Source organism: Neomoorella sulfitireducens (assembly GCF_024733845.1).
Classification (GTDB): Bacteria; Bacillota; DSM-521; order Neomoorellales; family Neomoorellaceae; genus Neomoorella; species Neomoorella sulfitireducens.
This window is the reverse complement of record NZ_JANRHG010000002.1, coordinates 1-20,130: the sequence shown is the minus strand read 5'-3', so window position 1 is coordinate 20,130 and position 20,130 is coordinate 1. Positions and strand designations below refer to the sequence as shown.

Annotated in this window: 22 protein-coding genes, 1 tRNA gene and 1 pseudogene; 20 read left to right on the top strand and 4 right to left on the bottom strand. The window is 51.8% G+C overall.

Annotated features, from left to right (window positions below):
- Positions 1-36: 36 nt before the first annotated feature.
- On the bottom strand, positions 37-636 hold the full coding sequence (locus NWF31_RS02925; protein ID WP_422880240.1) for a DUF1614 domain-containing protein: 600 nt from the start codon (positions 634-636) through the stop codon (positions 37-39).
- A gap of 171 nt (positions 637-807) precedes the next feature.
- Positions 808-1,950, bottom strand: a complete 1,143-nt coding sequence (locus tag NWF31_RS02920) for a PRK06851 family protein (protein WP_258359011.1) — start codon at positions 1,948-1,950, stop codon at positions 808-810.
- 279 nt (positions 1,951-2,229) lie between these two features.
- Between NWF31_RS02920 and NWF31_RS02915 the strand changes: the two genes are divergently transcribed.
- From NWF31_RS02915 to NWF31_RS02840, 16 genes and pseudogenes are all read left to right on the top strand, one after another.
- Positions 2,230-2,307 (top strand) — tRNA-Pro (locus NWF31_RS02915).
- 365 nt (positions 2,308-2,672) lie between these two features.
- The gene (locus NWF31_RS02910) at positions 2,673-3,812 is read left to right on the top strand and encodes an FIST signal transduction protein (RefSeq protein ID WP_258359010.1); all 1,140 of its coding nucleotides are present in this window, start codon (positions 2,673-2,675) and stop codon (positions 3,810-3,812) included.
- Positions 3,813-3,834: 22 nt separating this feature from the next.
- Positions 3,835-4,263, top strand: a pseudogene (locus NWF31_RS02905) (HD-GYP domain-containing protein); the annotation flags it as partial.
- Positions 4,264-4,441: 178 nt separating this feature from the next.
- Positions 4,442-4,816, top strand: coding sequence for an adenosylmethionine decarboxylase (gene speD / locus NWF31_RS02900; protein WP_258359008.1), 375 nt, complete (start codon positions 4,442-4,444; stop codon positions 4,814-4,816).
- A 178-nt stretch (positions 4,817-4,994) separates the two neighbouring features.
- Positions 4,995-5,672, top strand: coding sequence for a polyprenyl synthetase family protein (locus tag NWF31_RS02895; RefSeq protein ID WP_258359007.1), 678 nt, complete (start codon positions 4,995-4,997; stop codon positions 5,670-5,672).
- Entirely contained in the window at positions 5,669-6,370 is a 702-nt protein-coding gene (ubiE, locus tag NWF31_RS02890; protein ID WP_258359006.1) for a bifunctional demethylmenaquinone methyltransferase/2-methoxy-6-polyprenyl-1,4-benzoquinol methylase UbiE, read from the top strand. The genes NWF31_RS02895 and ubiE overlap by 4 nt, the downstream gene beginning before the upstream one ends.
- A gap of 73 nt (positions 6,371-6,443) precedes the next feature.
- A complete protein-coding gene (tatC, locus tag NWF31_RS02885; protein WP_258359005.1) occupies positions 6,444-7,187 on the top strand; it encodes a twin-arginine translocase subunit TatC in 744 nt (247 codons plus the stop codon).
- A gap of 48 nt (positions 7,188-7,235) precedes the next feature.
- Positions 7,236-7,457 carry a Sec-independent protein translocase subunit TatA/TatB gene (locus NWF31_RS02880; protein ID WP_258359004.1) on the top strand — a complete coding sequence of 74 codons (222 nt, stop codon included), beginning with the start codon at positions 7,236-7,238 and terminating at the stop codon, positions 7,455-7,457.
- Positions 7,458-7,571: 114 nt separating this feature from the next.
- Positions 7,572-8,792, top strand: coding sequence for a [FeFe] hydrogenase H-cluster maturation GTPase HydF (gene hydF / locus NWF31_RS02875; protein ID WP_258359003.1), 1,221 nt, complete (start codon positions 7,572-7,574; stop codon positions 8,790-8,792).
- Positions 8,793-8,817: 25 nt separating this feature from the next.
- A complete protein-coding gene (locus NWF31_RS02870; protein ID WP_258359002.1) occupies positions 8,818-9,477 on the top strand; it encodes a YkgJ family cysteine cluster protein in 660 nt (219 codons plus the stop codon).
- Positions 9,478-9,602: 125 nt separating this feature from the next.
- On the top strand, positions 9,603-9,980 hold the full coding sequence (locus NWF31_RS02865; protein ID WP_258359001.1) for a methylglyoxal synthase: 378 nt from the start codon (positions 9,603-9,605) through the stop codon (positions 9,978-9,980).
- Between the two features lie 55 nt (positions 9,981-10,035).
- Positions 10,036-10,347: a DUF6951 family protein gene (locus NWF31_RS02860; protein ID WP_258359000.1), complete on the top strand. Its 312-nt coding sequence runs from the start codon at positions 10,036-10,038 to the stop codon at positions 10,345-10,347.
- 164 nt (positions 10,348-10,511) lie between these two features.
- Positions 10,512-11,945, top strand: coding sequence for an aspartate ammonia-lyase (locus tag NWF31_RS02855; RefSeq protein WP_258358999.1), 1,434 nt, complete (start codon positions 10,512-10,514; stop codon positions 11,943-11,945).
- Positions 11,946-12,023: 78 nt separating this feature from the next.
- Positions 12,024-12,740: an N-acetylmuramoyl-L-alanine amidase gene (locus NWF31_RS02850; protein ID WP_258358998.1), complete on the top strand. Its 717-nt coding sequence runs from the start codon at positions 12,024-12,026 to the stop codon at positions 12,738-12,740.
- A gap of 147 nt (positions 12,741-12,887) precedes the next feature.
- A complete protein-coding gene (locus NWF31_RS02845; RefSeq protein ID WP_258358997.1) occupies positions 12,888-14,294 on the top strand; it encodes an 8-oxoguanine deaminase in 1,407 nt (468 codons plus the stop codon).
- 216 nt (positions 14,295-14,510) lie between these two features.
- Positions 14,511-15,437 (top strand): LysM peptidoglycan-binding domain-containing protein, encoded by a 927-nt coding sequence (locus NWF31_RS02840; protein WP_258358996.1) that lies wholly within the window; start codon positions 14,511-14,513, stop codon positions 15,435-15,437.
- A 2-nt stretch (positions 15,438-15,439) separates the two neighbouring features.
- Here NWF31_RS02840 and NWF31_RS02835 read toward each other — a convergent pair whose 3' ends face one another.
- Positions 15,440-16,426 (bottom strand): hypothetical protein, encoded by a 987-nt coding sequence (locus NWF31_RS02835; RefSeq protein ID WP_258358995.1) that lies wholly within the window; start codon positions 16,424-16,426, stop codon positions 15,440-15,442.
- Positions 16,427-16,605: 179 nt separating this feature from the next.
- Here NWF31_RS02835 and NWF31_RS02830 point away from each other — a divergent pair, with 179 nt between their 5' ends.
- A complete protein-coding gene (locus NWF31_RS02830; RefSeq protein WP_258358994.1) occupies positions 16,606-17,232 on the top strand; it encodes a hypothetical protein in 627 nt (208 codons plus the stop codon).
- A gap of 53 nt (positions 17,233-17,285) precedes the next feature.
- Here NWF31_RS02830 and NWF31_RS02825 read toward each other — a convergent pair whose 3' ends face one another.
- Entirely contained in the window at positions 17,286-18,986 is a 1,701-nt protein-coding gene (locus tag NWF31_RS02825; RefSeq protein ID WP_258358993.1) for a hypothetical protein, read from the bottom strand.
- Positions 18,987-19,117: 131 nt separating this feature from the next.
- Between NWF31_RS02825 and NWF31_RS02820 the strand changes: the two genes are divergently transcribed.
- The 3 genes from NWF31_RS02820 to NWF31_RS02810 form a co-directional block, all read left to right on the top strand.
- On the top strand, positions 19,118-19,396 hold the full coding sequence (locus NWF31_RS02820) for a hypothetical protein (protein WP_258358992.1): 279 nt from the start codon (positions 19,118-19,120) through the stop codon (positions 19,394-19,396).
- Between the two features lie 77 nt (positions 19,397-19,473).
- Entirely contained in the window at positions 19,474-19,776 is a 303-nt protein-coding gene (locus NWF31_RS02815) for a heavy-metal-associated domain-containing protein (RefSeq protein WP_258358991.1), read from the top strand.
- A gap of 66 nt (positions 19,777-19,842) precedes the next feature.
- Positions 19,843-20,130, top strand: a 288-nt coding sequence (locus tag NWF31_RS02810) for a M55 family metallopeptidase (RefSeq protein WP_258358990.1), incomplete at its 3' end; no start/stop codon positions are given.

Genomic DNA, 20,130 nt, shown 5'->3' with positions numbered 1-20,130 from the left:
TTTTTTATCCCCTACAGGCAGCTTTAACTCAATACTTTAACTTAATAAAGATGCGGCCAGGGCTACCAGGAAAATGCCGTCAAAGACGCCGGCGCCGCCGATGCTGACCACCTGGGAGCGCAAGCTTCGGATGGCGCCGAGGTTTAAAATGTCGGCTCCCAGGAGGGTGCCCAGAGCGCCAGCAATGTAGGCCACCGGGGCGGCATTATGGGGAGAAACGATAATGGCGGCCAGGGCGGCGACAATGGGCGGGATAAAGGTAGGTATGGAAATACCCACTCCCGGTACTACCCGGGCCAGGATCTTGGCCACAATGGTAACAATAAGCGTAGCCTGCAGGGCCGGCATTAATGGTGCGCGGGTAGCCAGGAGGTAGAGGGAAAAGAGGACGGGGATCACCGCCCCGCCGACGTTAACGCACAGGAGCTGGTAGCTCACCTGGGGCGGGTAATAGAAGAAGAAGGGGAAGCGACCGAACTGGGGTTGTTCAATATAAAGGCGTCGGCGGGAAATGGGGATATTAATGAGCCCGCCGATAATTGAGGCTGCAAGCAAAGTAAAAGCCCCTGCTGGTGTCAGTCCCAGCCGGGCAAAGGAAAAAACGGCTAAATTGAGGAAAAGGGAAGCCAGCAGCATGGGGATAAATAAAATAAGAAATAGCAGTGACCACAACAATTTATTTCACCCCAGAGGATATTAGTTGTATATAGATTAATCAGGCCTTTCTATATATGCTATGGTAAACATTCTACCATAAAACCCTTAACGAATCTATAAAGTATGAAATAATAATTTACCGAAATGATTCTAGCCGGCCAGGGCCCTGGAGCCGGAAAATTCGGCGGCATAGGCTAAAATCCGCTGCAGGACCTCCTGGCGTTTGGCGTTAATAGCTTCAAAATTCATGGCCGGTATATAGAAGGTTTCTATATAATCATGGGTTAGTTTGGCCTGGCGGATGTAAGCTACAGCCCGGTCCAGGCAGGCTTGATAGCGGTAAGCAGCGCTGTTGATTTCGTGGGTGTAAGACGTAAGCTTACCCCTGTCGATATAAGCCGACAGGTTAAGTCTCATGGCCGTAAGGTCAGGTAAAGAAGAGGGATCATAGGTGTGGGGCGGCTGGACGTTCATGGCCGCGACTTTTATTTCCGGTATTATTACCAGGTCGATATTCCGGGGATTGAAGGGACAATGATAAATTTCGGTATAAAGTCCTTTTTCGCGGGCAAGGTCGGCGATACGGGCCAGTACCTGGGGCACGCCTGATCCGGGTTCACCAGAGATAGTATATAGCTGCTGCACATCCTGGAGCAGGGATTCTACATGGCCGGTAATGATACCGTCAGGGGTAATGGCAGTTGCAAAGAGGTGGCGGATCTTGGCGGGCCGGTCATAACGTGGCGCGACGCCGTTAAAAATGGCATTAATTAAATTGGCTACTGCCTTATTAACCTGGCTTTCTATCATACATTCACAAATATAGCTTTCCCACTCATCGCGGATAACCTTGGCTTCCCGGAGGGCACTGTAGGCTATCTGGAACAAGCGCGACACCCGGGCGTTGGCTTTAAGGATTTCATCTTTATGGGCCCGCATTTTGCTTTCATCCCAGTAATCTCCCAGGTGGATTATTTCATCAACAGCACCCGGATTTTTAGGATCAACAATATGGGGAGCAGTGCCATCGATTAGAGCCACTTTAATTGTCGGAATAACAACGGCATCCAGGGAGCCATTATCGGAGGAACAGCAATGGTACTCAACATCATAACCCTTAGCCAACATAGTCTCACCAATTTTGCGCATAAAAGTGGACTTGCCCACGCCGGGACCACCTTTAACGATAAAAATCCGGGTGGCATCGGGCTCGATAATATAATCGTAAAAAGAATAAAACCCCTCACAGGTATTTCCCCCGGGAAAAACCCTTCTTAATTTTCCCTGACCCATTTTTTAACCTCCTTGAGATACTAACTTATTAATAATTTATGCTTTCAGCCTAAAATCTTGCCTGAACGTGGTAAATATAGTGGTGGGAAGTAGAGACAATGGTTCCGGCAGGGAAAGCGGCAGTAAAGTCTACTTCATCATCCTCAAAATTTTAAAGATATAATACCAGGAAAGGTGGCATCTGCATGAGCTAATTTTCACGTCCCTGGCTGTACCAGGAAACGCCCCTTGACAATGCCTGTTGTCAGGTGATATACTTTAGCTTGCACAGAAGAAGAACGGGGCGTAGCTCAGTTTGGCTAGAGCGCTACCTTGGGGTGGTAGAGGCCGCTGGTTCAAGTCCAGTCGCTCCGACCAGAAAGCCCGGGCTCCCGGAAAACGGGAGCCCGGGTATTTTGTTAAGCGTAGTGTGTGTAATGCAAATAATTCTGATTTGATGGCTATTAGCAGCTACAGCATTTCAGCCCCAGCCCGGCTGTTAAGAACTGTATGCACATTGTAGGTGTCAGTTCCCCTATGGTAAAATAAACATTAAAGGTTAACGATTTAGGAGTTAATCTGGATGATCGGCACTCTTTTCAAAACGGTCTAAGACAATTTAACTATTATCACTACCTGGATAAAATTTTTTTCGGACGAGGTTCATGGTGACAGTTCCACAAAGAAATAACATTTGGCTCTCCATCGCTATCCTCTTGGTAGAAATAGGAGGAATGGAGATCATGCGAGTTGGCATAGGTTTCAGCAGTACCGGTCACACAGTCGTAGATGGGCGTGTCGCTTCCGAGATGGCTGTGCAACAATCCGGCAAGCCTGTATTGACGTTGCTCCTTACCACCACTAATTATTACCTTGAGAATGTCCTAACAGCTGTAAAAGAAGTAATCGGTTCGTCTAAGTTGATAGGGGCGTGTGTTCCGGGGATTATAGCCAACCTGGAACTTTACGAAAGAGGGGTCTGCGTATTAACTATCAGTGGCGAGGGAATTGATGCTGTAACGCATTTAGAGAAAGATATTTCACGCTCTTCTTACAGAAAAGGCGAAGAAGCAGGCAAAGCTCTACTTCAAAAAGCAGGCGAATCGCCCGGCACGTTGCTGCTTTTCCCTGACACATCTACCCCTAACATTTCCGGCCTGCTTAGAGGATTATATAACGTTATGGGCCCTGCATTTGAGTTCGTTGGGGGAGGAAGCGGGAGTAGCCTGGATTTTGAAACCGCCTATCAGTTTACTGATGCAGGCATAAGTAGCGATGCCCTGGCAATAGCGATAATCAGGGGGATTAATTTTCGTATGGGCCTTGGACACGGGTGGAAACCGGTAGGAGAGCCGTTGGTAGTGACGAGAGCGCAGGGTAGAAGGGTCTATGAAATCGACGGCCTTCCAGCGCTGGAAAGATATTCAGCTTTAATAGGCCTAAAAGATAAAAATGACGAGCGAGCTTTTCCATATTACAGTATAAAATATCCCTTAGGGCTTCCTGCGGCGGGTGGAGATTTTATCATCCGCTATGCACTTAAGCCCGGGAAGGACAAAAGCATTCTATTCGCAACAGAAATCCCTCAAAACGCAGTTGCTACCATCATGCATGCTGAAACTGAGGATCTCGTTGCAGCTGCTGCAGAAATAACGCATGAGGTACTTGATACTCCGGAACACCCGAAGCTCATCATAATATTTGATTGCATTTCCCGTCGCTTAATAATGAAAGAGAGTTTCTCACGGGAGTTGGAAGCAGTGGGCAGGAATAGAAAAATAAATGTTCCGGTGATAGGCATGCTGTCCTTTGGTGAAATAAGCAGCATTGCCGGAGTACCGCTATTCTACAACAAGACCATTGTGGTTGCTGCGGGGTGGTAGAGATAAATAAGATTGCCGAACTCACGACCTTGGCAAGGTAGGAATACCGGATAAAATTCTTGTTAGGAAAGGCCCCCTTACGGAAAAAGAGTGGGAAATAATGAGGCAGCACGCCTAAAAAGGCTACAGAATTGCCTTGTCCTCCCCGGAGCTGGCCGGAATTGCCGAACTAATCCTGAAGCATCATGAAAAATGGGACGGTACCGGGTACCCTTTGGGCATTAAAGGAGAGGAAATACCTGTAGAGTGCCGCATCTTGGCCCTTGTTGATGCTTTTGATGCTATGACTAGCGCAAGACCGTACCGCCAGGCGAAAACCAACGAGGAGGCCTTCGAGGAAATCCGTCGCTGCGCCGGTACGCACTTCGATCCGGTGCTGGCAGAAGAGTTCTTGAGGATATTGGTGTCCGAAGAAGAAAAAGATACCGGTGGCTACTCGGGCCAGATGTAATGCTTTTTTGAGGACCCTATGACTCAGGACTAAGTCCTAAGCCAATATTCCCTGAAGACAAGCCCTCAACTTTATCCGACATTGCTTGCGATTTTTAGTTGACAATAAAGGGGAGTGGGGTTACAATTGGATTTGATTGAGGTCATGCCCCACTTTTATCCTGGAGGAGGAATGATAATTGCGCGCATTGGGCCGTCATGTTTTAGCTGAGGTTTATGGTTGCAGCTTCGAGATTTTAAACGATATCAAAAAAGTTGAAGAGATAATGGTGAAAGCCGCCCTCGAAGCCGGTGCCGAAATACGTGAAGTATGCTTCCATAAATTCAGCCCTCAGGGTGTCAGCGGCGTGGTGGTCATTTCCGAATCGCACCTGGCAATTCACACCTGGCCGGAGTTAGGGTATGCTGCCGTAGACGTTTTTACCTGCGGTGAAAGGGTAAACCCCTGGGATGCCTGCAGGTACTTAACCGAGCAGTTCCAGGCCGGCGAAGTCCACGCCACCGAAATTGAACGGGGCGTAATGGAACCTCGGGCGGCAGCGGTAAATCTGTAGGAGGGATATTTATTTTATTACCTACATGCGATTACGGTAGCAGGGGTAGGAGCTGACAGGCCTTGCAGGATGAAAACTTGCAGGGCCTGTGGCATTTTACATAAGAATACCAGCAGGAATATGCTCTAAAAAATAGAATAACAAATGGAAAGTAGTTATCTTTTAGGAGTGCTTAATATTGACCTCCCTGTTTAAATTACTACAGCCGGAACTGGATATAGTTCGTCGCCGCCTGGTAAAGGAAACGCATATGCAGGGACGTAGTTTACCTGGTGTAACAATACCTGTTTTAAATACGATCGATCAAGATTTTTTACCGGCCCTTGTTCTTATCAGCGCCCAGCGCCAGGGGCGTTCTGGAGCCAGGGCCCTTTCCCTGGCCGCTGTTTTTCAGTTTATTTTCCTGGCTTCTTTAATTCATATTAATATAAAAGAAAGGGTAGCCCTGGAGACCCTGACAGGTGATTTTTTCTATGCCCGTTTTTTTGAACTCCTGTGCCGTGATGGTAATATCCAGTTTATAACGCCGCTTTCCCATTTAATTTGCCAGATTCACCTGGACGCAGCCCGGCAATGCGAAAAGAAATCTGCTCCCGCAAGGCTTCATATGCGGGAATACCTGGCCGCCGCTGCTGCTTACCTGGGAAGCCAGCTGTGCGAAACCGAACCGCACCTCTCTCAGGCGTGGCATGAGATAGGCTTACAATTAGGCAGGTTGTGGAATGGCCGGCCGGCAACCGTAAAAGCCAAACAGGTAATAGAAAAACATGCTCCCGGGACGGTAAAGGAGCTCCTGTATGAGCTAGTTATACAATTAAGCGAAAAGTTACCTGCTAAACAGGTGATGGCCCTGTGACCAAAGAGGAATATGTACGTGGTATTTTTAACAATATTGCCCACCGCTATGACCTATTAAATACAGTACTAAGTTTTAACTGTGACCGGGGCTGGCGCCGCTTTACCGTAGCCCAGACGGGCCTTGCACCTGGGAACAAGGCCCTGGATGTCTGCTGTGGCACCGGTATGCTTTCTCTGGAGCTTGCCCGCGCCGTAGCCCCTGGGGGGCAGGTAGTTGGGTTAGACTTTGCCCCGGCCATGCTTGAGGTGGCCCGGCGCCGCCTGGCAGCCAGTGCCTATGGCCACCTGGTGCAGCTGGTAGAAGGCAATGCCCTGGACCTCCCCTTCCCGGATAATACCTTTGATTGCGCCACCATTGCCTTTGGCCTGCGCAACCTCCCTGATATCAAACGGGGCCTAGCGGAAATGATGCGGGTGGTACGGACGGGAGGACGGGTGATTTCCCTGGAATTAGCCAAACCCTCCCGGCCCTTTTTTAAGCAAATTTATTACCTGTACTTTGACCACCTGGTGCCTTTAATAGGACGCCTGGGAGTAGGAATGGAGGGTCCCTATAGCTACCTGCCCCGTTCCCTTAAGGGCTATCCCCACCAGGAAGAAATATTGCAGTACTTCCGCGACCTGGGCCTGGCCAGGGCACGTTATTACGAGCTGACGGGCGGAATTGTAGCCGTCCATGTGGGGATAAAGAAATAATGTTGCCTTGCTATGCTATGACAAGGGCGGTATAATGAAACTAGCCATAAACAGGTTAAAAGGAGGTGGAGCGATGGAAGATAAGTCTATGACCCTGACGGAGCACCTGGAAGCTTTGCGACGGGTACTGCTGGTATGTATTATCGCTCTGGTGATCGCAACTATCGCTGTTTATTTTGGCTTCCGGGACCAGTTGCTGGTTTTAATCATGAGACCCATTAAGGAAATAGGCATAAACCCGGTCTTTATCACTCCCTGGGAAGCCTTTTTTACCACTATAAAAATTTGCTTTGTGGCAGCTATCTTCCTGGCTCTACCGGTGATCCTCTGGGAGGTCTGGAGCTTTATCCTGCCGGCCCTGCACAGCCATGAACGGCGCCTGGTTTATATGTTAATGCCGGCCTCAATAGTGCTCTTTGCCGCGGGAATAGTCTTTGGTTACCTGGTAGTTTTCCCGGCAGCCATTCGTTTTTTACTGGTAAGTGCCAGTGAAGGTTTTACACCGCTGATTTCTATTTCACGTTATTTTAGTTTCTTGATCATGTTTATTTTACCCTTCGGGGTTGTTTTCCAATTGCCCTTGGTTATTATGCTACTCACCCATCTGGGCTTGATGACACCCCGATTTCTGGCTAAAAATCGTAAGTTTGCTGTATTAATTATCTTTATACTTGCGGCCATTCTTACCCCTACACCAGATATGATATCCCAGACGTTAATGGCTTTACCGGTAATTGCCCTTTATGAAGTTAGCATCTGGATATCTTACCTGGTACGACGAAGGCGGGAAGAAAAGGCCGGGGAAGAAAGTATTTAAATTTAAAAGAAACGGGTGTACAAATAATCTTAACAGGAGGTGAAAAGGATGTTCGGTTTGGGAGCTCCTGAATTAATCTTGATTTTAGTGCTGGCGTTAATTATCTTTGGCCCTGGTAAGTTACCGGAGGTAGGGCGAGCCCTGGGGAAAGGTATTAAGGAATTTAAGAATGCTACCAGCTCTGTTACAGAAGAAATCAAAGAAGCGGCCAAAATCGAGGAAGGCGACGGCAATGCCGGTAAAGACAAGGCCGCCAAGCAGGCAGGTTAATTGCCAAGTTACGGGAGGTAAACTCCCGTTTTTTAATGAGAAGATTGTCTGCCGTTAATCAACTAAAAGTATTTTCGATATATACGCTCCATTTTACGATAGGGGGAAGAACCTGTGGAAGCGACACCAAGGGGCAATCGCCTGCATATCGCTATTTTTGGCCGCCGCAATGCCGGCAAGTCCAGTTTGATCAACGCCCTGACCAACCAGGAACTGGCCGTAGTATCCAGCGTTCCTGGCACGACAACCGACCCGGTCCTTAAATCCATGGAAATTTTACCCCTGGGTCCCGTCGTGCTCATCGACACGGCCGGGATTGACGACGTGGGCGAACTGGGCGCTTTAAGGATCAAAAAGACAATGGAAGTCCTGCGGCGCACTGATCTGGCCATCCTGGTCCTGGACCCGGCAGCCGGGGTTGGACCTTACGAACTGGAACTCTTGCAGCGACTAAAGGAACAAAACCTGCCCCTGGTGATAGTCTTAAATAAAATCGACCAGGGCGGACGGGAACTATTGCCGGACCTGGAAAAAAACCTGGGACAGCGGGTCCTACCGGTTAGCGCCCTGACCCGCCAGGGTATCGAGGAATTGAAAGGGGAGCTGATTAAAGCCGCTCCTGCCGACTTTGAGGAGCCTTATATTGTTGCCGACCTGGTGGGGCCCGGAGAAATGGCCGTCCTGGTGGTACCTATCGACCTGGCGGCACCGAAAGGGCGCCTGATCCTGCCCCAGGTACAGACACTGCGGGACTTGCTGGATCATGACGCCATGGGCCTGGTGGTCAAGGAGCGGGAACTGAAGCTGGCCCTGGCGAAGATCCCGCCCCCCAAGATTGTTATTACCGATTCCCAGGCCTTCCTTAAGGTAGCGGCCGACACGCCCCCAGGCGTCTGGATGACTTCCTTTTCCATTTTATTTGCCCGCTATAAAGGGGACCTGGTCGAGCTGGTGCGGGGCGCGAAGACTGTTAAAAATTTGCAGCCTGGCGATAGGGTTCTCATTGCTGAGGCCTGTACCCATCACCGCCAGGCTGATGACATCGGTAAAGTGCAGATACCCCGCTGGCTGCGCCAGTACGTGGGTGGTGATTTACAGTTTTCCTGGTATTCCGGCACTGGCTACCCGGAAGATGTGGCCAGTTACAAGGTGATAATTCACTGCGGCGGCTGCATGATCAACCGCCGGGAAATGCTCTACCGCATCCAGCTGGCCAAGGAAGCCGGCGTACCAATAGTTAATTACGGCATCCTCCTGGCCTTTATCCACGGGGTCCTGGAACGAGCCCTGGAACCCTTCCCCCTGGCCCTGATGGCATGGCGGGAAGAAGAGTAAAATATAATTGGCAGGAGGTTTTCATTTGCTCGCAAGGCAAGAACAGAACCCCGTCCAGGTGCGTTACTGGCAGGTCAATGGCAAGCAAGGTTATGACCTCCGGGTTTTATCTCCTGAGGCCAGCATAGCTGATTATATTACCGCTGTGGAAGGACTGGACCCTTCCCTTCTTTACCGCCCCTATACTAACGGCGATTGCCTAGGTTGTGATCATTGCTGTGGCGGGCGCCTGCCCCTGACCAGCATTGACCTGCATGTATTGCAACAGGGACTAGAGGAACTTACTGGTAAAAGGTTTTCCCTCCCGGAAATGCTGGCGGAGTACTGCCAGGTCCAGGTGAAGGGGCGGGCGGTAGATATTACTTTGCGGACTGACGCCGAAGGTTACTGTATTTTTTTAGAACCGTACCGGCGTCGTTGCCGCCTGTACAAATACCGTCCCCTCATCTGCCGCACCTATTTTTGCTGCCCCCTCACCCGGCGGGCCAGGGTTTTACGAGAATCCCTTGTAAACCGCGGGGAAGATGAACTGGTGCGGTACTGGCTTTCCTGGCAGCCAGCGGTACCAGCAGGGGTGTACCGTCATGACTGGCCGCCAACCCCTTTCGCCGGGTGCTTGAGTTTTGCGGAAGTCCCTTTAAAGTCCCTTTGTTCACTGGAGCTGTGGCGGCAGCTTCGCCAGTAGAAATCTAAGACAAAATATTTCTATAGTAGAAGGGAAAAGCAATTTTTGGTGAATATTTGTAGCGAGGCTCGTTGAAATAAGGCTGGCCTGTTACGAGGGCTAATATGAATTTTGGAGGATAATTTATGCGCATCGCTCTCATAGCCCACGATCGTATGAAAGATGAACTGGTCAACTTTGTCGATGAGCATAAACATATCTTTGCCGGTCACCGCCTGGTAGCCACAGGGACTACCGGTACCAGGATCATGGAACGAACCGGTCTAAAGGTCCACCGTCTCATGTCCGGGCCCCTGGGGGGAGACCAGCAAATGGGTTCCCTGGTGGCCCAAAAACGCCTGGACCTGGTAATTTTCCTGCGGGACCCACTGACGCCCCAGCCCCATGAGCCGGATATCAGCGCTCTCCTGCGCATTTGTGACGTCCACAACGTACCGGCGCCCACCAATCTGGCCACAGCAACAATCTTTCTCGAGTATTTAAAAAGTAGGATAAAAGAGTAACATGAAGCCGTCTCAGACGCTTTTTAACAATTTCTGTAAAGAAAGGAGTTCTCCCATGGCTAAAGTAACAGTTCAATCCGGCATCTGTGGTTTTACCACCGACATTCTGGCTGAAGCACCGGATATGTTTTCCTGCAACCTAACCATCAACACTACCTGTCCCAACATCCAGAAGATTGCCGCTGAACTGGGCACCCTCAATCCCCTGGACGAGATTAGCTTCAAAGGCAACAGCCGCCTGCGGGAATTATTCTTTCAACATTGCCCCCATGCTGCCTGCCCGGTACTCCCCGGAATGGTTAAAGCCGTCGAAGTAGCTGCCGGTCTGGCCCTGCCCCAGGATGCCCATATTTACGTCCAGAAATAATTCTGTACCTCAGGAAGGTACATCCAGCAATAGGCGCCAGCTGATGGGCGCTGACTACCCCTCCAGGGCGACTGGCAATTTCTATAGCCGGTCGCTTTTTACTTGCCCGTATTTCCTGGCCGTACCTGGTTTGCTACAATAGAGTCCAAAGGAAGGGATCATCTATGTCTACCCGCCAGGAACATGATCTTCTGGGTAACAGGGAAGTGCCCGCCAGCGCCTACTACGGCATCCACACCTTAAGGGCAGCGGAGAATTTCCGCGTCAGCCGGCATCAAGTCCATCCAGAGCTAATTAAAGCCCTGGCTACCGTCAAAGAAGCTGCCGCCCGGGCCAACCTCGACCTGGGCTACCTGCCCCAGGAAAAGGGAGAGGCCATTATTGCTGCCTGCCAGGAAGTAGCCCGGGGTGAACTGGCCGACCAGTTTTTTCTCGACGCCTTTCAGGGCGGGGCCGGTACTTCGACTAATATGAACGTTAATGAAGTAATCGCCAACCGCGCCCTGGAAATCCTGGGCCTTCCCAGGGGTGATTATGCCACCATCCACCCCAATGACCACGTTAACCTGCACCAGTCCACCAACGATGTCTATCCTACCGCCATGCGTATAGCGGCCATCCGCCTTTTACTACCCCTGGCCGAGGAACTGGCCAGGTTCCAGGAAGCCCTCCAGGAAAAGGAGGCTGCCTTTGCCGGGATACTTAAAATCGGCCGTACTGAATTCCAGGATGCCGTTCCGGTAACCCTGGGACAGGAATTCGGTGCCTATGCCCAGGCCGTGGCCCGGGACCGCTGGCGGCTGTACAAGGTTGAGGAGCGCCTGCGCCAGGTGAACCTGGGCGGCACAGCCACCGGCACCGGCCTCAATGCCCCCCTGAAATATATTTACCTGGTCAATGATTATTTAAGGCGCCTCACGGGGGTGGGCCTGGCCCGGGCGGAAAACATGATCGATGGCACCCAGAATATGGACGTCTTTGTGGAAGTTTCCGGTCTCGTGAAGGCCGCCGCCGTAACCATGCATAAAATCGCCGGCGACCTGCGTTTCCTTTCTGCCGGTCCCAGGGGCGGGCCGGCGGAAATCAACCTGCCCCCCCGGCAGGCCGGATCTTCTATCATGCCCGGCAAGGTCAACCCGGTGATCCCGGAAATGGTCAACCAGGTGGCCATGCAGGTCATGGCCAACGATATGGTAATCGCTATGGCCGCCAGCCAGGGCCACCTGGAGCTCAATCCTTTCGCGCCCCTCATCGCCCACGCCCTCCTGGAATCCCTGGAAATGCTTGCGGCAGCGGCCCGGATTTTCCGCACGGAATGTATCAGCGGCATAACAGCCAACGCCGGGCGCTGCCGGGAAGTGCTGGAGCAGAGTCCCGTCCTGGCCACAGCTTTACTGCCCTACCTCGGTTACGAAAAAGCCACAGAGGTAGTCCAGGAAGCAGAAGCTTCCGGCCGCTCGATTAGAGAAATCCTTTTAGAAAAAGGGTTTTTAACCCCGGACGAACTGGAAAGCATCTTAACCCCGGCCGCTATGACGAAACCCGGTACAGTTAAGAACATAAATAGACCGCAACAGGGCCAGGGCTTGTGTAATTAGCAATTTACGCCATTAGCCATGGTCACCCCCGGAGCTTAAGATCAACTTAAAGCAAATCTTAGATTGGGGGTGGGGAGTATGCCCAAAATTGGCATTGATCCCGGCCATGGCGGCAGTGACCCCGGGGCCGTTGCCGCCAGCGGCCTCCAGGAAAAGGACGTCACCCTGGCTGTGGGCCTGGCGTTGCGGCAGTTGCTCCAGGGGGCAGGCATAGCAGTAGTAATGTCCCGGACAGGCGACCAGGACGTTTCCCTGGCAGACAGGGCGGCTCTCTTCAACCGGGAACAGGTAGACCTCGTCATCAGCCTGCACGTCAACAGCGCCGGTACCCCGGCTAACTACGCCAGCACCTTTATCCTGGCACCCGGAGGCCAGGCTGAAAAGCTCGCCCGCTTGATCCAGGCCGAAGTGGTGGCGGCCACCGGCTGGCCTGACGGGGGTGTCCGCCAGGCGAATTTCTATATCCTGCGGGAAACCGATGACCCGGCAGTCCTGGTGGAAATGGGTTTTATCAGCAACCCGGAGACGGCAGCTCAACTCGCCACGCCGGCAGTACAGCAATCCCTGGCCCGGACTATTTTCCGCGGCCTGGCCCTTTATCTGGACCTGCAGTTATCTGAACCCCGCGATATCCAGGGCCACTGGGCGGAGACAGCCATCCGCCAGGTTATGGCCGCCGGGATCATGAGCGGCTACCCGGACGGTACCTTCCGTCCCGACCAGAATGCCACCCGGGCTGAATTGGCTGCCGCTTTGGCAAATCTTTTAGCCAGGTTAAATTTTAATACCGTGTAATTTTTCATTTTAGCATGCCTGAGTATTTGCTTCTATGGTATAATCAAGCCATGAAAAAACACAGTCATCGGCCTGGAAGCCCGCTTTAATGGTGAAATAAGTCATTAAATTTAACCGGGTTTGCCCGGTTGACTGGGGGCACTTGGCTTGGCTTTACTTATCAAAAATGCCGAATGGATTATTACCCTGGATAGCGAAGGCCATCGTTACCGGCAGGCTGATCTTTTAATTGAGGGGCCGGCAATTAAGGCCATTGGATCCAATCTACCTGCGGGGGATGGAGACGAGATTATTAACGCCAGGGGTAAGGTTGTTTTGCCGGGACTGATCAATACCCATCATCACCTCTACCAGACCCTGACCCGCAATATTCCGGCAACCCAGGATATACCCCTGTTCCCCTGGTTGGTGACCCTTTACGAGATCTGGCGTGAACTGACGCCGGAAGCAGTTCGCCTGGGAGCCATGGTGGGGTTAGGGGAATTGCTGAAGACAGGCTGTACCTGCTCCAGCGACCATCACTACGTCTTTCCCCGTGGTCAGGGAAATGAACTTATTGATATTGAAATCCAGGTGGCCCGGGAACTAGGGATCCGCTTTCATGCCACCCGGGGCAGCATGTCCCTGGGCAAAAGCCGGGGTGGCCTGCCACCGGATGAAGTAGTTCAAAAAGAAGACGAGATATTAGCTGACAGCGAGCGCTTGATCCGGCAGTACCATGAGGCTGGCCCCTTCGCCATGTGCCGGGTTGCCCTGGCTCCCTGTTCACCTTTTTCTGTAACTCCCGAACTGATGCGAGATAGTGCCGCCCTGGCGCGCCGGTACGGTGTCATGCTCCATACCCACCTGGCCGAAACCCTGGATGAAGAACGCTTCTGTAAAGAAAAATTTGACCGGCGGCCGGTAGAGTACATGGCTGACCTGGGCTGGCTGGGACCCGATGTATGGTTTGCCCATGCCATACATTTAAACGACGCCGAGGTGGCCCTGCTGGGTGAGACGAAAAGCGGGGTGGCCCATTGCCCGGCTTCCAATATGAAGCTGGCTTCCGGGGTCTGCCGGGTGAAGGACCTGCTGTCTGCCGGGGCCCGGGTGGGTCTGGCCGTGGATGGCAGCGCCAGTAATGATTCCTCTAATATGTGGAACGAAATGCGTATTGCTTATCTCTTACAAAAACTGGCTTACGGTAATGACGGCCTGACAGCAGAAGAAGTTTTACGTTTGGCAACTGTCGGCAGTGCCCAAGTATTAGGCCGCGAGGACCTTGGTCACCTGGCGCCGGGAATGGCAGCAGACCTGATCCTGATTAACTTTGAGGAACTGGGGTTTGCCGGGGGCCAGCATGACCCGGTAGCAGCTATTATTACCTGCGGTGATAGCCAGCTGGTAGATACCACCATTGTTAACGGCGAAGTCGTAGTCCGGGAAGGCCGGCTGTTGAAGATTGATGAAACTGAAATCGTTCGTCAGGCCAACCGGATATCATCCGAGATGCTGGCCCGGGCCGGGAGGCGTACAGGTACTGATTATTATGCTTACCCCAAACGGCAGTAGCTGTTATAAAGGCTGGCGAAAGGAGGAGAATTTGCTGGTGATAAGATAAACAGTAGCCACCCACGGGTGGCGGAGCGAAGCCGCCGTTGAATGATTCCCCTATACCAGAACAAGTAATTTAGCGCCCACATAGGGGCGCTTTTTTAGTCACCAAGAACTGGCCGGTTTCATACTCTATACTAGCAAAGCATGCCAGTAAGAAAGGAGACCGGCTTTATGAGTGACGAAAGCAAGAAAGTTGAGGCAACTGTAAGTGAGGCGGCAGCCCAGCATATGGTGCCCCCGTGTCCCCATGGCTTCCATTATACCGTCAAAAGCGGCGATACTATGTATCTTATTGCCCGGCGTTTTGGTATAACCCTGGATGAGCTTATTGCTGCCAACCCCCAGGTAAAAGATCCCAATCTCATTTATCCCGGCCAGGTACTGTGCATTCCCAAGAAAATGCCTGTACCTTGCCCCGGCGGCTTCTATTATACTGTCCAACCAGGCGATTCCATGTACTCCATTGCCCAGAAATTTAATGTCAGCCTGGATGCCCTGATAGCAGCAAATCCCCAGGTCCAGGATCCCAACCTGATTTATCCTGGTCAAGTACTCTGCATTCCAGTTAAGCCCATAATGCCCTGCCCCAACGGGTTTATCTATGTCGTCAAGCCCGGTGATACTTTAAGCAGCATTGCCAGCAAGTTCGGTACTACAGTGGATCAGATCCTGGCGGCCAACCCGCAAATTACAGATCCCAATTTGATTTATCCCGGCCAGCGCATCTGCATTCCCATCATGCCTCCAGTAATGCCCCGGCGCCACTGCTTTATGATGCATCCCACCCATCATTGTCCTGGCGCCATGGGTATGGGTATGATTGATATAGAAAAACGGGAATTGCTGGTTGTTGCCCGGGGGACTCCTGATCCCATGCATTTCGGTATGGATCATGTTGTTTTAATGGTTCGCTACCGGGAAATGGAAGAATTTAAGGTAGTTGAAATGAGGCCCATGGCCCATGGTATGATGATGGGCCATCATATGATGGATGCTGATATGGATAAAGACCCTGTTTTGTTAATCGGTGCTGCCCGCAGGTTCCCCTTTGTCTTTGGTCCTTTATTCCTGGGTATTGTGGTGCCAATCATTATCTAAAATCATTGCTTAAAAGGAGTATTCCTGCTGCTGGGATTTACAACGACAGCCCTGCACAAAGAAAAAAGGGGTTCAAAATTGATTACGAGGGGCCAATCCGGCTCCAGGCCACTAATCTTGGTGAAAGCTACCTGTCTGGTGGAGGGGCCCTCTGGCCCCTCTACGGCTTTAATCCGGGCCGGGAAAAAGAAATAGGCGCTCTGGGGTGGTGACCAGGTACTGCCGCCATCCTGGGAGAAGCAAAAGGCCAGGCGGTTGCTGGATGTCCAGAGGAAAAGTAAGGTTTTTTCCTTAGCCAGGAGTACCGGCCGGTCATCGGGAAGATCAACCATTGTTCCCGGGCAGAGCCTCAGCGAGGTGTTTTTTTCCGGGTCAACTACGTTTAAATAAAGCAAGTAGTCCTTTTCCTGCCTGTGCCAGGACAAGAGGTAAAGATACCCCTGAAACCAGTAAGCATAAATTTTATTACCAGGTTCTACGCCGGTAAGGGGACGGGGCACCTCCCAGCCCGTGGCAGGATCATAAACTGTTAAAAATAAAAGCTGCCTTCCCCTGGATGCATCCTGACCGGCAAAGAAGAGCCGGCCACGGGGCAGGGGTTTAAATAGTAAGGGAGGAGCCGTAAGGTTAAAGGGTAAAAACTGCCTTTGCCAGCGGTTACCGGCCAGGTAAAGGTGGACAATTTCCGGTCTGTAGGATTCCTCTAATAAGAGGTGCGGTTGCCTGCGGGAATCGAGGACAAAGGCCAGGACGGAACCATTTACCGGCAACTCACTACTTTCCCAGCGTTGACCCTGCCAGCGGGCATAAATTAACCGCTTATTAATCAATGTTGCCACTATATGTAAACGACCGGCAGGGTCAATAACGGCAGTACAGGCGCTCAGACCTGCCATGGGCTCACCGGTAGCGGTATAACTATAGTGTAATATGCCCTGGCGCAAAACTAACTGCCAGCTATCACCTGGTGCAGCTAAATAATTTACCATGGCCATCACCCCCCTGGACCAGGGCTACCTAACTAATGCATATGCTATCCTGGCAGGAAAAATATAATTTTGATTGGCAGGAATAAATTATGTTTTCCCGGTAACATCCACCCGTTGAGGTCAATATTATATACCAGGCATTAACCAGAAAAATTTGCTCCAAGGAGGCAGGTTTAAGCATGGCTGATGAAGTGAGCGCCAAGCAGGCAGTCGTTGGTCCCGGCCAATGCCCGCCGGAAGGGTGTCCACCCCCGACTCGTATCGAGTGTATTAAGGTTGACAAGGTTTATGACAGTTGTTTCCAGGTGGAAAGCCGTAGCCGGGATACAACAGTAACGACGGGTCACACTGGCGAGTTTGTCACCGGTACTTTTACCGTCGGGCAGGCCATCCCCTGTGCCCTGGCCGGGCCTATTACCTGCAACGTCATTAACCGCGTCCCGACCACCGGCAATTTTGCCACCCTGACCATTGTCGTTTCCGTACCGATCACCCTGACTAACCCCAATGCTCCCACTGAAACTGCCGACCGCGTCTTTACCTTTACCAAAATCGTTACCCTCTGCGCTCCCGAGGGAGTAACCGTCGATTGCGAAAACGACAGTACCCTGCTTTTCTGCAACTGTGTGGTTTCCGCCGTCGGTGTCGGTACTATCACCGTCACTTGCGACTTCCAGGTGTGCCTGGTCATTAAGACCATCCTTACCGTCCAGCTCCTGGTGCCCAGCTACGGCTTCTGCGTGCCGGCACCCTGTGTTGTGGCTCCCGGCGTCTGCCCGCCGGCGCCACCGGCCCAGTGTTTCTAGAGGAGCGGATAAAAATCAGTTAGATATTCACCAGCAGGAAGTACGAAGCACCGTCAAATTGACGGTGCTTCGCCGTTCAGGGGTTCCCCGGGTTGTTCCGGGGCCAGGATGGCGGCACTCAAATTTTTGAGCTCCGCCAGGGTGCTATCATTATTTCCGGTCTCCGGGGCTATCGTATCCGTCCTGATCATATCGGTCCTGATTGGGTCAAAGTTAAGTGCTGACGGTTTTGCTGCTCCTGGCTGAGGCGCCTGCCGGGCAGCGAGGCTGGCCACGGCCATATCCGCTCCGGTAGAGGACAGGTAATTATACCATTGTTCCCCTATCAGAAAAGTGCTCTGGAGGGGCAGCGGTGCCATACTTTCCAGTACTTCCTGGGGGAAGAAGGCAGGAGCAAAGCTGGCTTCCAGGGGCCGCTTAAAGATAAACACCGGCCCGTCACCGGGAGGAGAAAAGGGATTGCCCCGGTGACGGCCTTTACCATGCCGGGCATTATGGATCTTCCCGGAGGGTGCCGGCGGAGAAGCCTGGCTGCTGGAAACTGTATCCTTTGCCGGCGTTGCCCCTTGGTTTACGTCCCCTTCCGTTGCCAGGAGCTCGTTTTGGGGTGGTATCTTTGCTTGCTCCGCTGCCTCGTCTCGCCCCTGTACTTTACCCTGCACCGGCAATCCATCCTGCACCTGAATTTCGGTTCTGCCGGGTATGGCTACCTCACCCAGGGTCGTTGTAGCCTCTGCCTCTGTTTCCTCACCAGGGCGGCCCGCTATAGCCCCCGACTCTGTTTTCTTTACTCCAGCCTCTCCTCGGACCGGGATCCCTGTGGCTCCTAGTCCTGCGTCCCTCTTTTCTCCGGTTTGAATAGGGCTCTCTCCCGGCCCGGCCGGTGTCATTGTTGCCTGTTCCCCTCCCGCAGGCGCAGTTACATTCTTTTCCGGGTCTGTCCCGGAAGCCTGGTGCTGCGGTTCCTCCATTGTAACGGTCAGAGTTTCCGTAGCTGCAACCTCTCCTTGTCCAGGTATCGTTTTGCTTTCCCGGGACTTGCTTCCTTCAGGTAACCCGGGTAAACAGGCATCCCGGAAGCGCTGCAACAGGGATTGGAGCTTAAAAACCGTTTCTTCCGGCAGCGGTTTATGGAAATACCAGTTTAAACCGTCAACCAGCCACATCGTAATGCTGTGAATAAATCCCGGATCCAGGTTAACCCCGCAGAATTCAATTAAGATCGAAGGCACTTCCGCATTATTTAAAAGGCGACGGTAACGGAAGTTTTTAAAATGCTCCCAGGTGCTGGGGATGGTATAACTTAAAAGACTTCCTGAACGAAGCATAGCCTGGACCAGGGCGGCGATCAATCTCATACTTTCTTCCCGTCTTTTGGGCGAGTAGAAGAAATGTAAAGCGGGTTCCTGAAAAGTTACCTCCTTTTGTGAAAAGGCAAAAAGGACCTGGGTCTCCCATAGCCTGAAAAGCCGCCCGTCGCTGGCAGTAGCAGGAACAATTAAAACATTGGCCCCCTGTCTCTGCAGCCCCTGGTATAAGGCGGTTAGCAGGGCGGTCAAGGTTTGATCCTGGACGGGTAGCGGGCGTAAAACAATTGTCTTATTAGCCAGGGGCGGATTCAGGATAAAGTTTCCTTCCCCGTCTTCTAAGAAAGTCACACCCAAACTACGGCATAGGATTGACAACAGGGCTTTACCGGAAGCATCGAGTTCCCGTGACGCTAAGGCAATATCTCCCATAAGGATTTTGGCCATCTTTCACCCCTCATTTCATAGAATCACTATTACAGCATATGTTGGTGAAGGGTGGGATGGACCTAAAAATAGGCGGCAAAAGGTGAGTTGGTGCATAGAATATAGGGCAGGGCTCTGGAGGTGGCAAGGACATGGAACCGAAGGTAAGAATGTGGATTGACGCCCGCCAGGAAAAATTCCAACCTGGACGGCACCAGGAAGTTACCTACATTATACCCAACCTTGAAACGCCGGTCATCCGGGAAACTGTTTATTATACCCTGGCAGCGCTGGTTAAGGAGATCCAGCTACCCCGGGAGGGGCGGGTTAATATGGTCAAAATTATCTATGACCCGGAAAGGATTACACCTTCTTTTATGGAGTATCTGTTACTGCAGAAAGGAGTTAAGTTTCGGCGTCTGGACCCCTGAGGGGAAGGAGGGTGAGCAGGATACTCACCAGGAACCAAAAAGCGAACGAAAAAGTTTAAACTAAGGAGGATAAAAGAATGAGTTGGTACAGCCAGCGTGCCGCAGAAATTCTGACCGGCCGTCAGGGACATAGTTGGCGTGATGGCTATACCCCTGATCTCCGGCAGGTAACAATCACGCTGATTGTAAGCAATATGCGTACCGGGGAGGATGCCAGAAAAATTAGCAATGCTCTACACATCCTGCCGGGTGTAGTTAGCGTCAATGTAATCCTCGAACGGCGCTGGGTGGTGGTTACCTATTATTTACCCCGGATAAGTTTGGAAATCATTGGCGAGCAGATCACCAAACTAGGCTACCACTTCATTCATAAATCGTGAAGGAGTTGTTCTTAGGGCCGGTCAGGCCCTTTTGCCATTTAAACCTTAACAAAGGAGGGGAAAAGGATGCGGGTTTACATATCCGCCGATATGGAAGGTGTAGCCGGAATAACTACCTGGGAACAGGTAGAAACTACAGGTGGGGAGGAGTACATTCGTTCCCGGAAATTAATGACCGCTGAAGTTAATGCAGCCATACGCGGTGCCATTGAAGCCGGGGCTACCAGTGTAACCGTCAATGATGCCCACGGCAGGATGTGCAACATCCTGCCGGAAGATCTGTACCCTGGAGCACAGCTTATCAGCGGCGCTCCGAAAAAAATGGGTATGATGGAGGGGATAGATAAGGGCTTT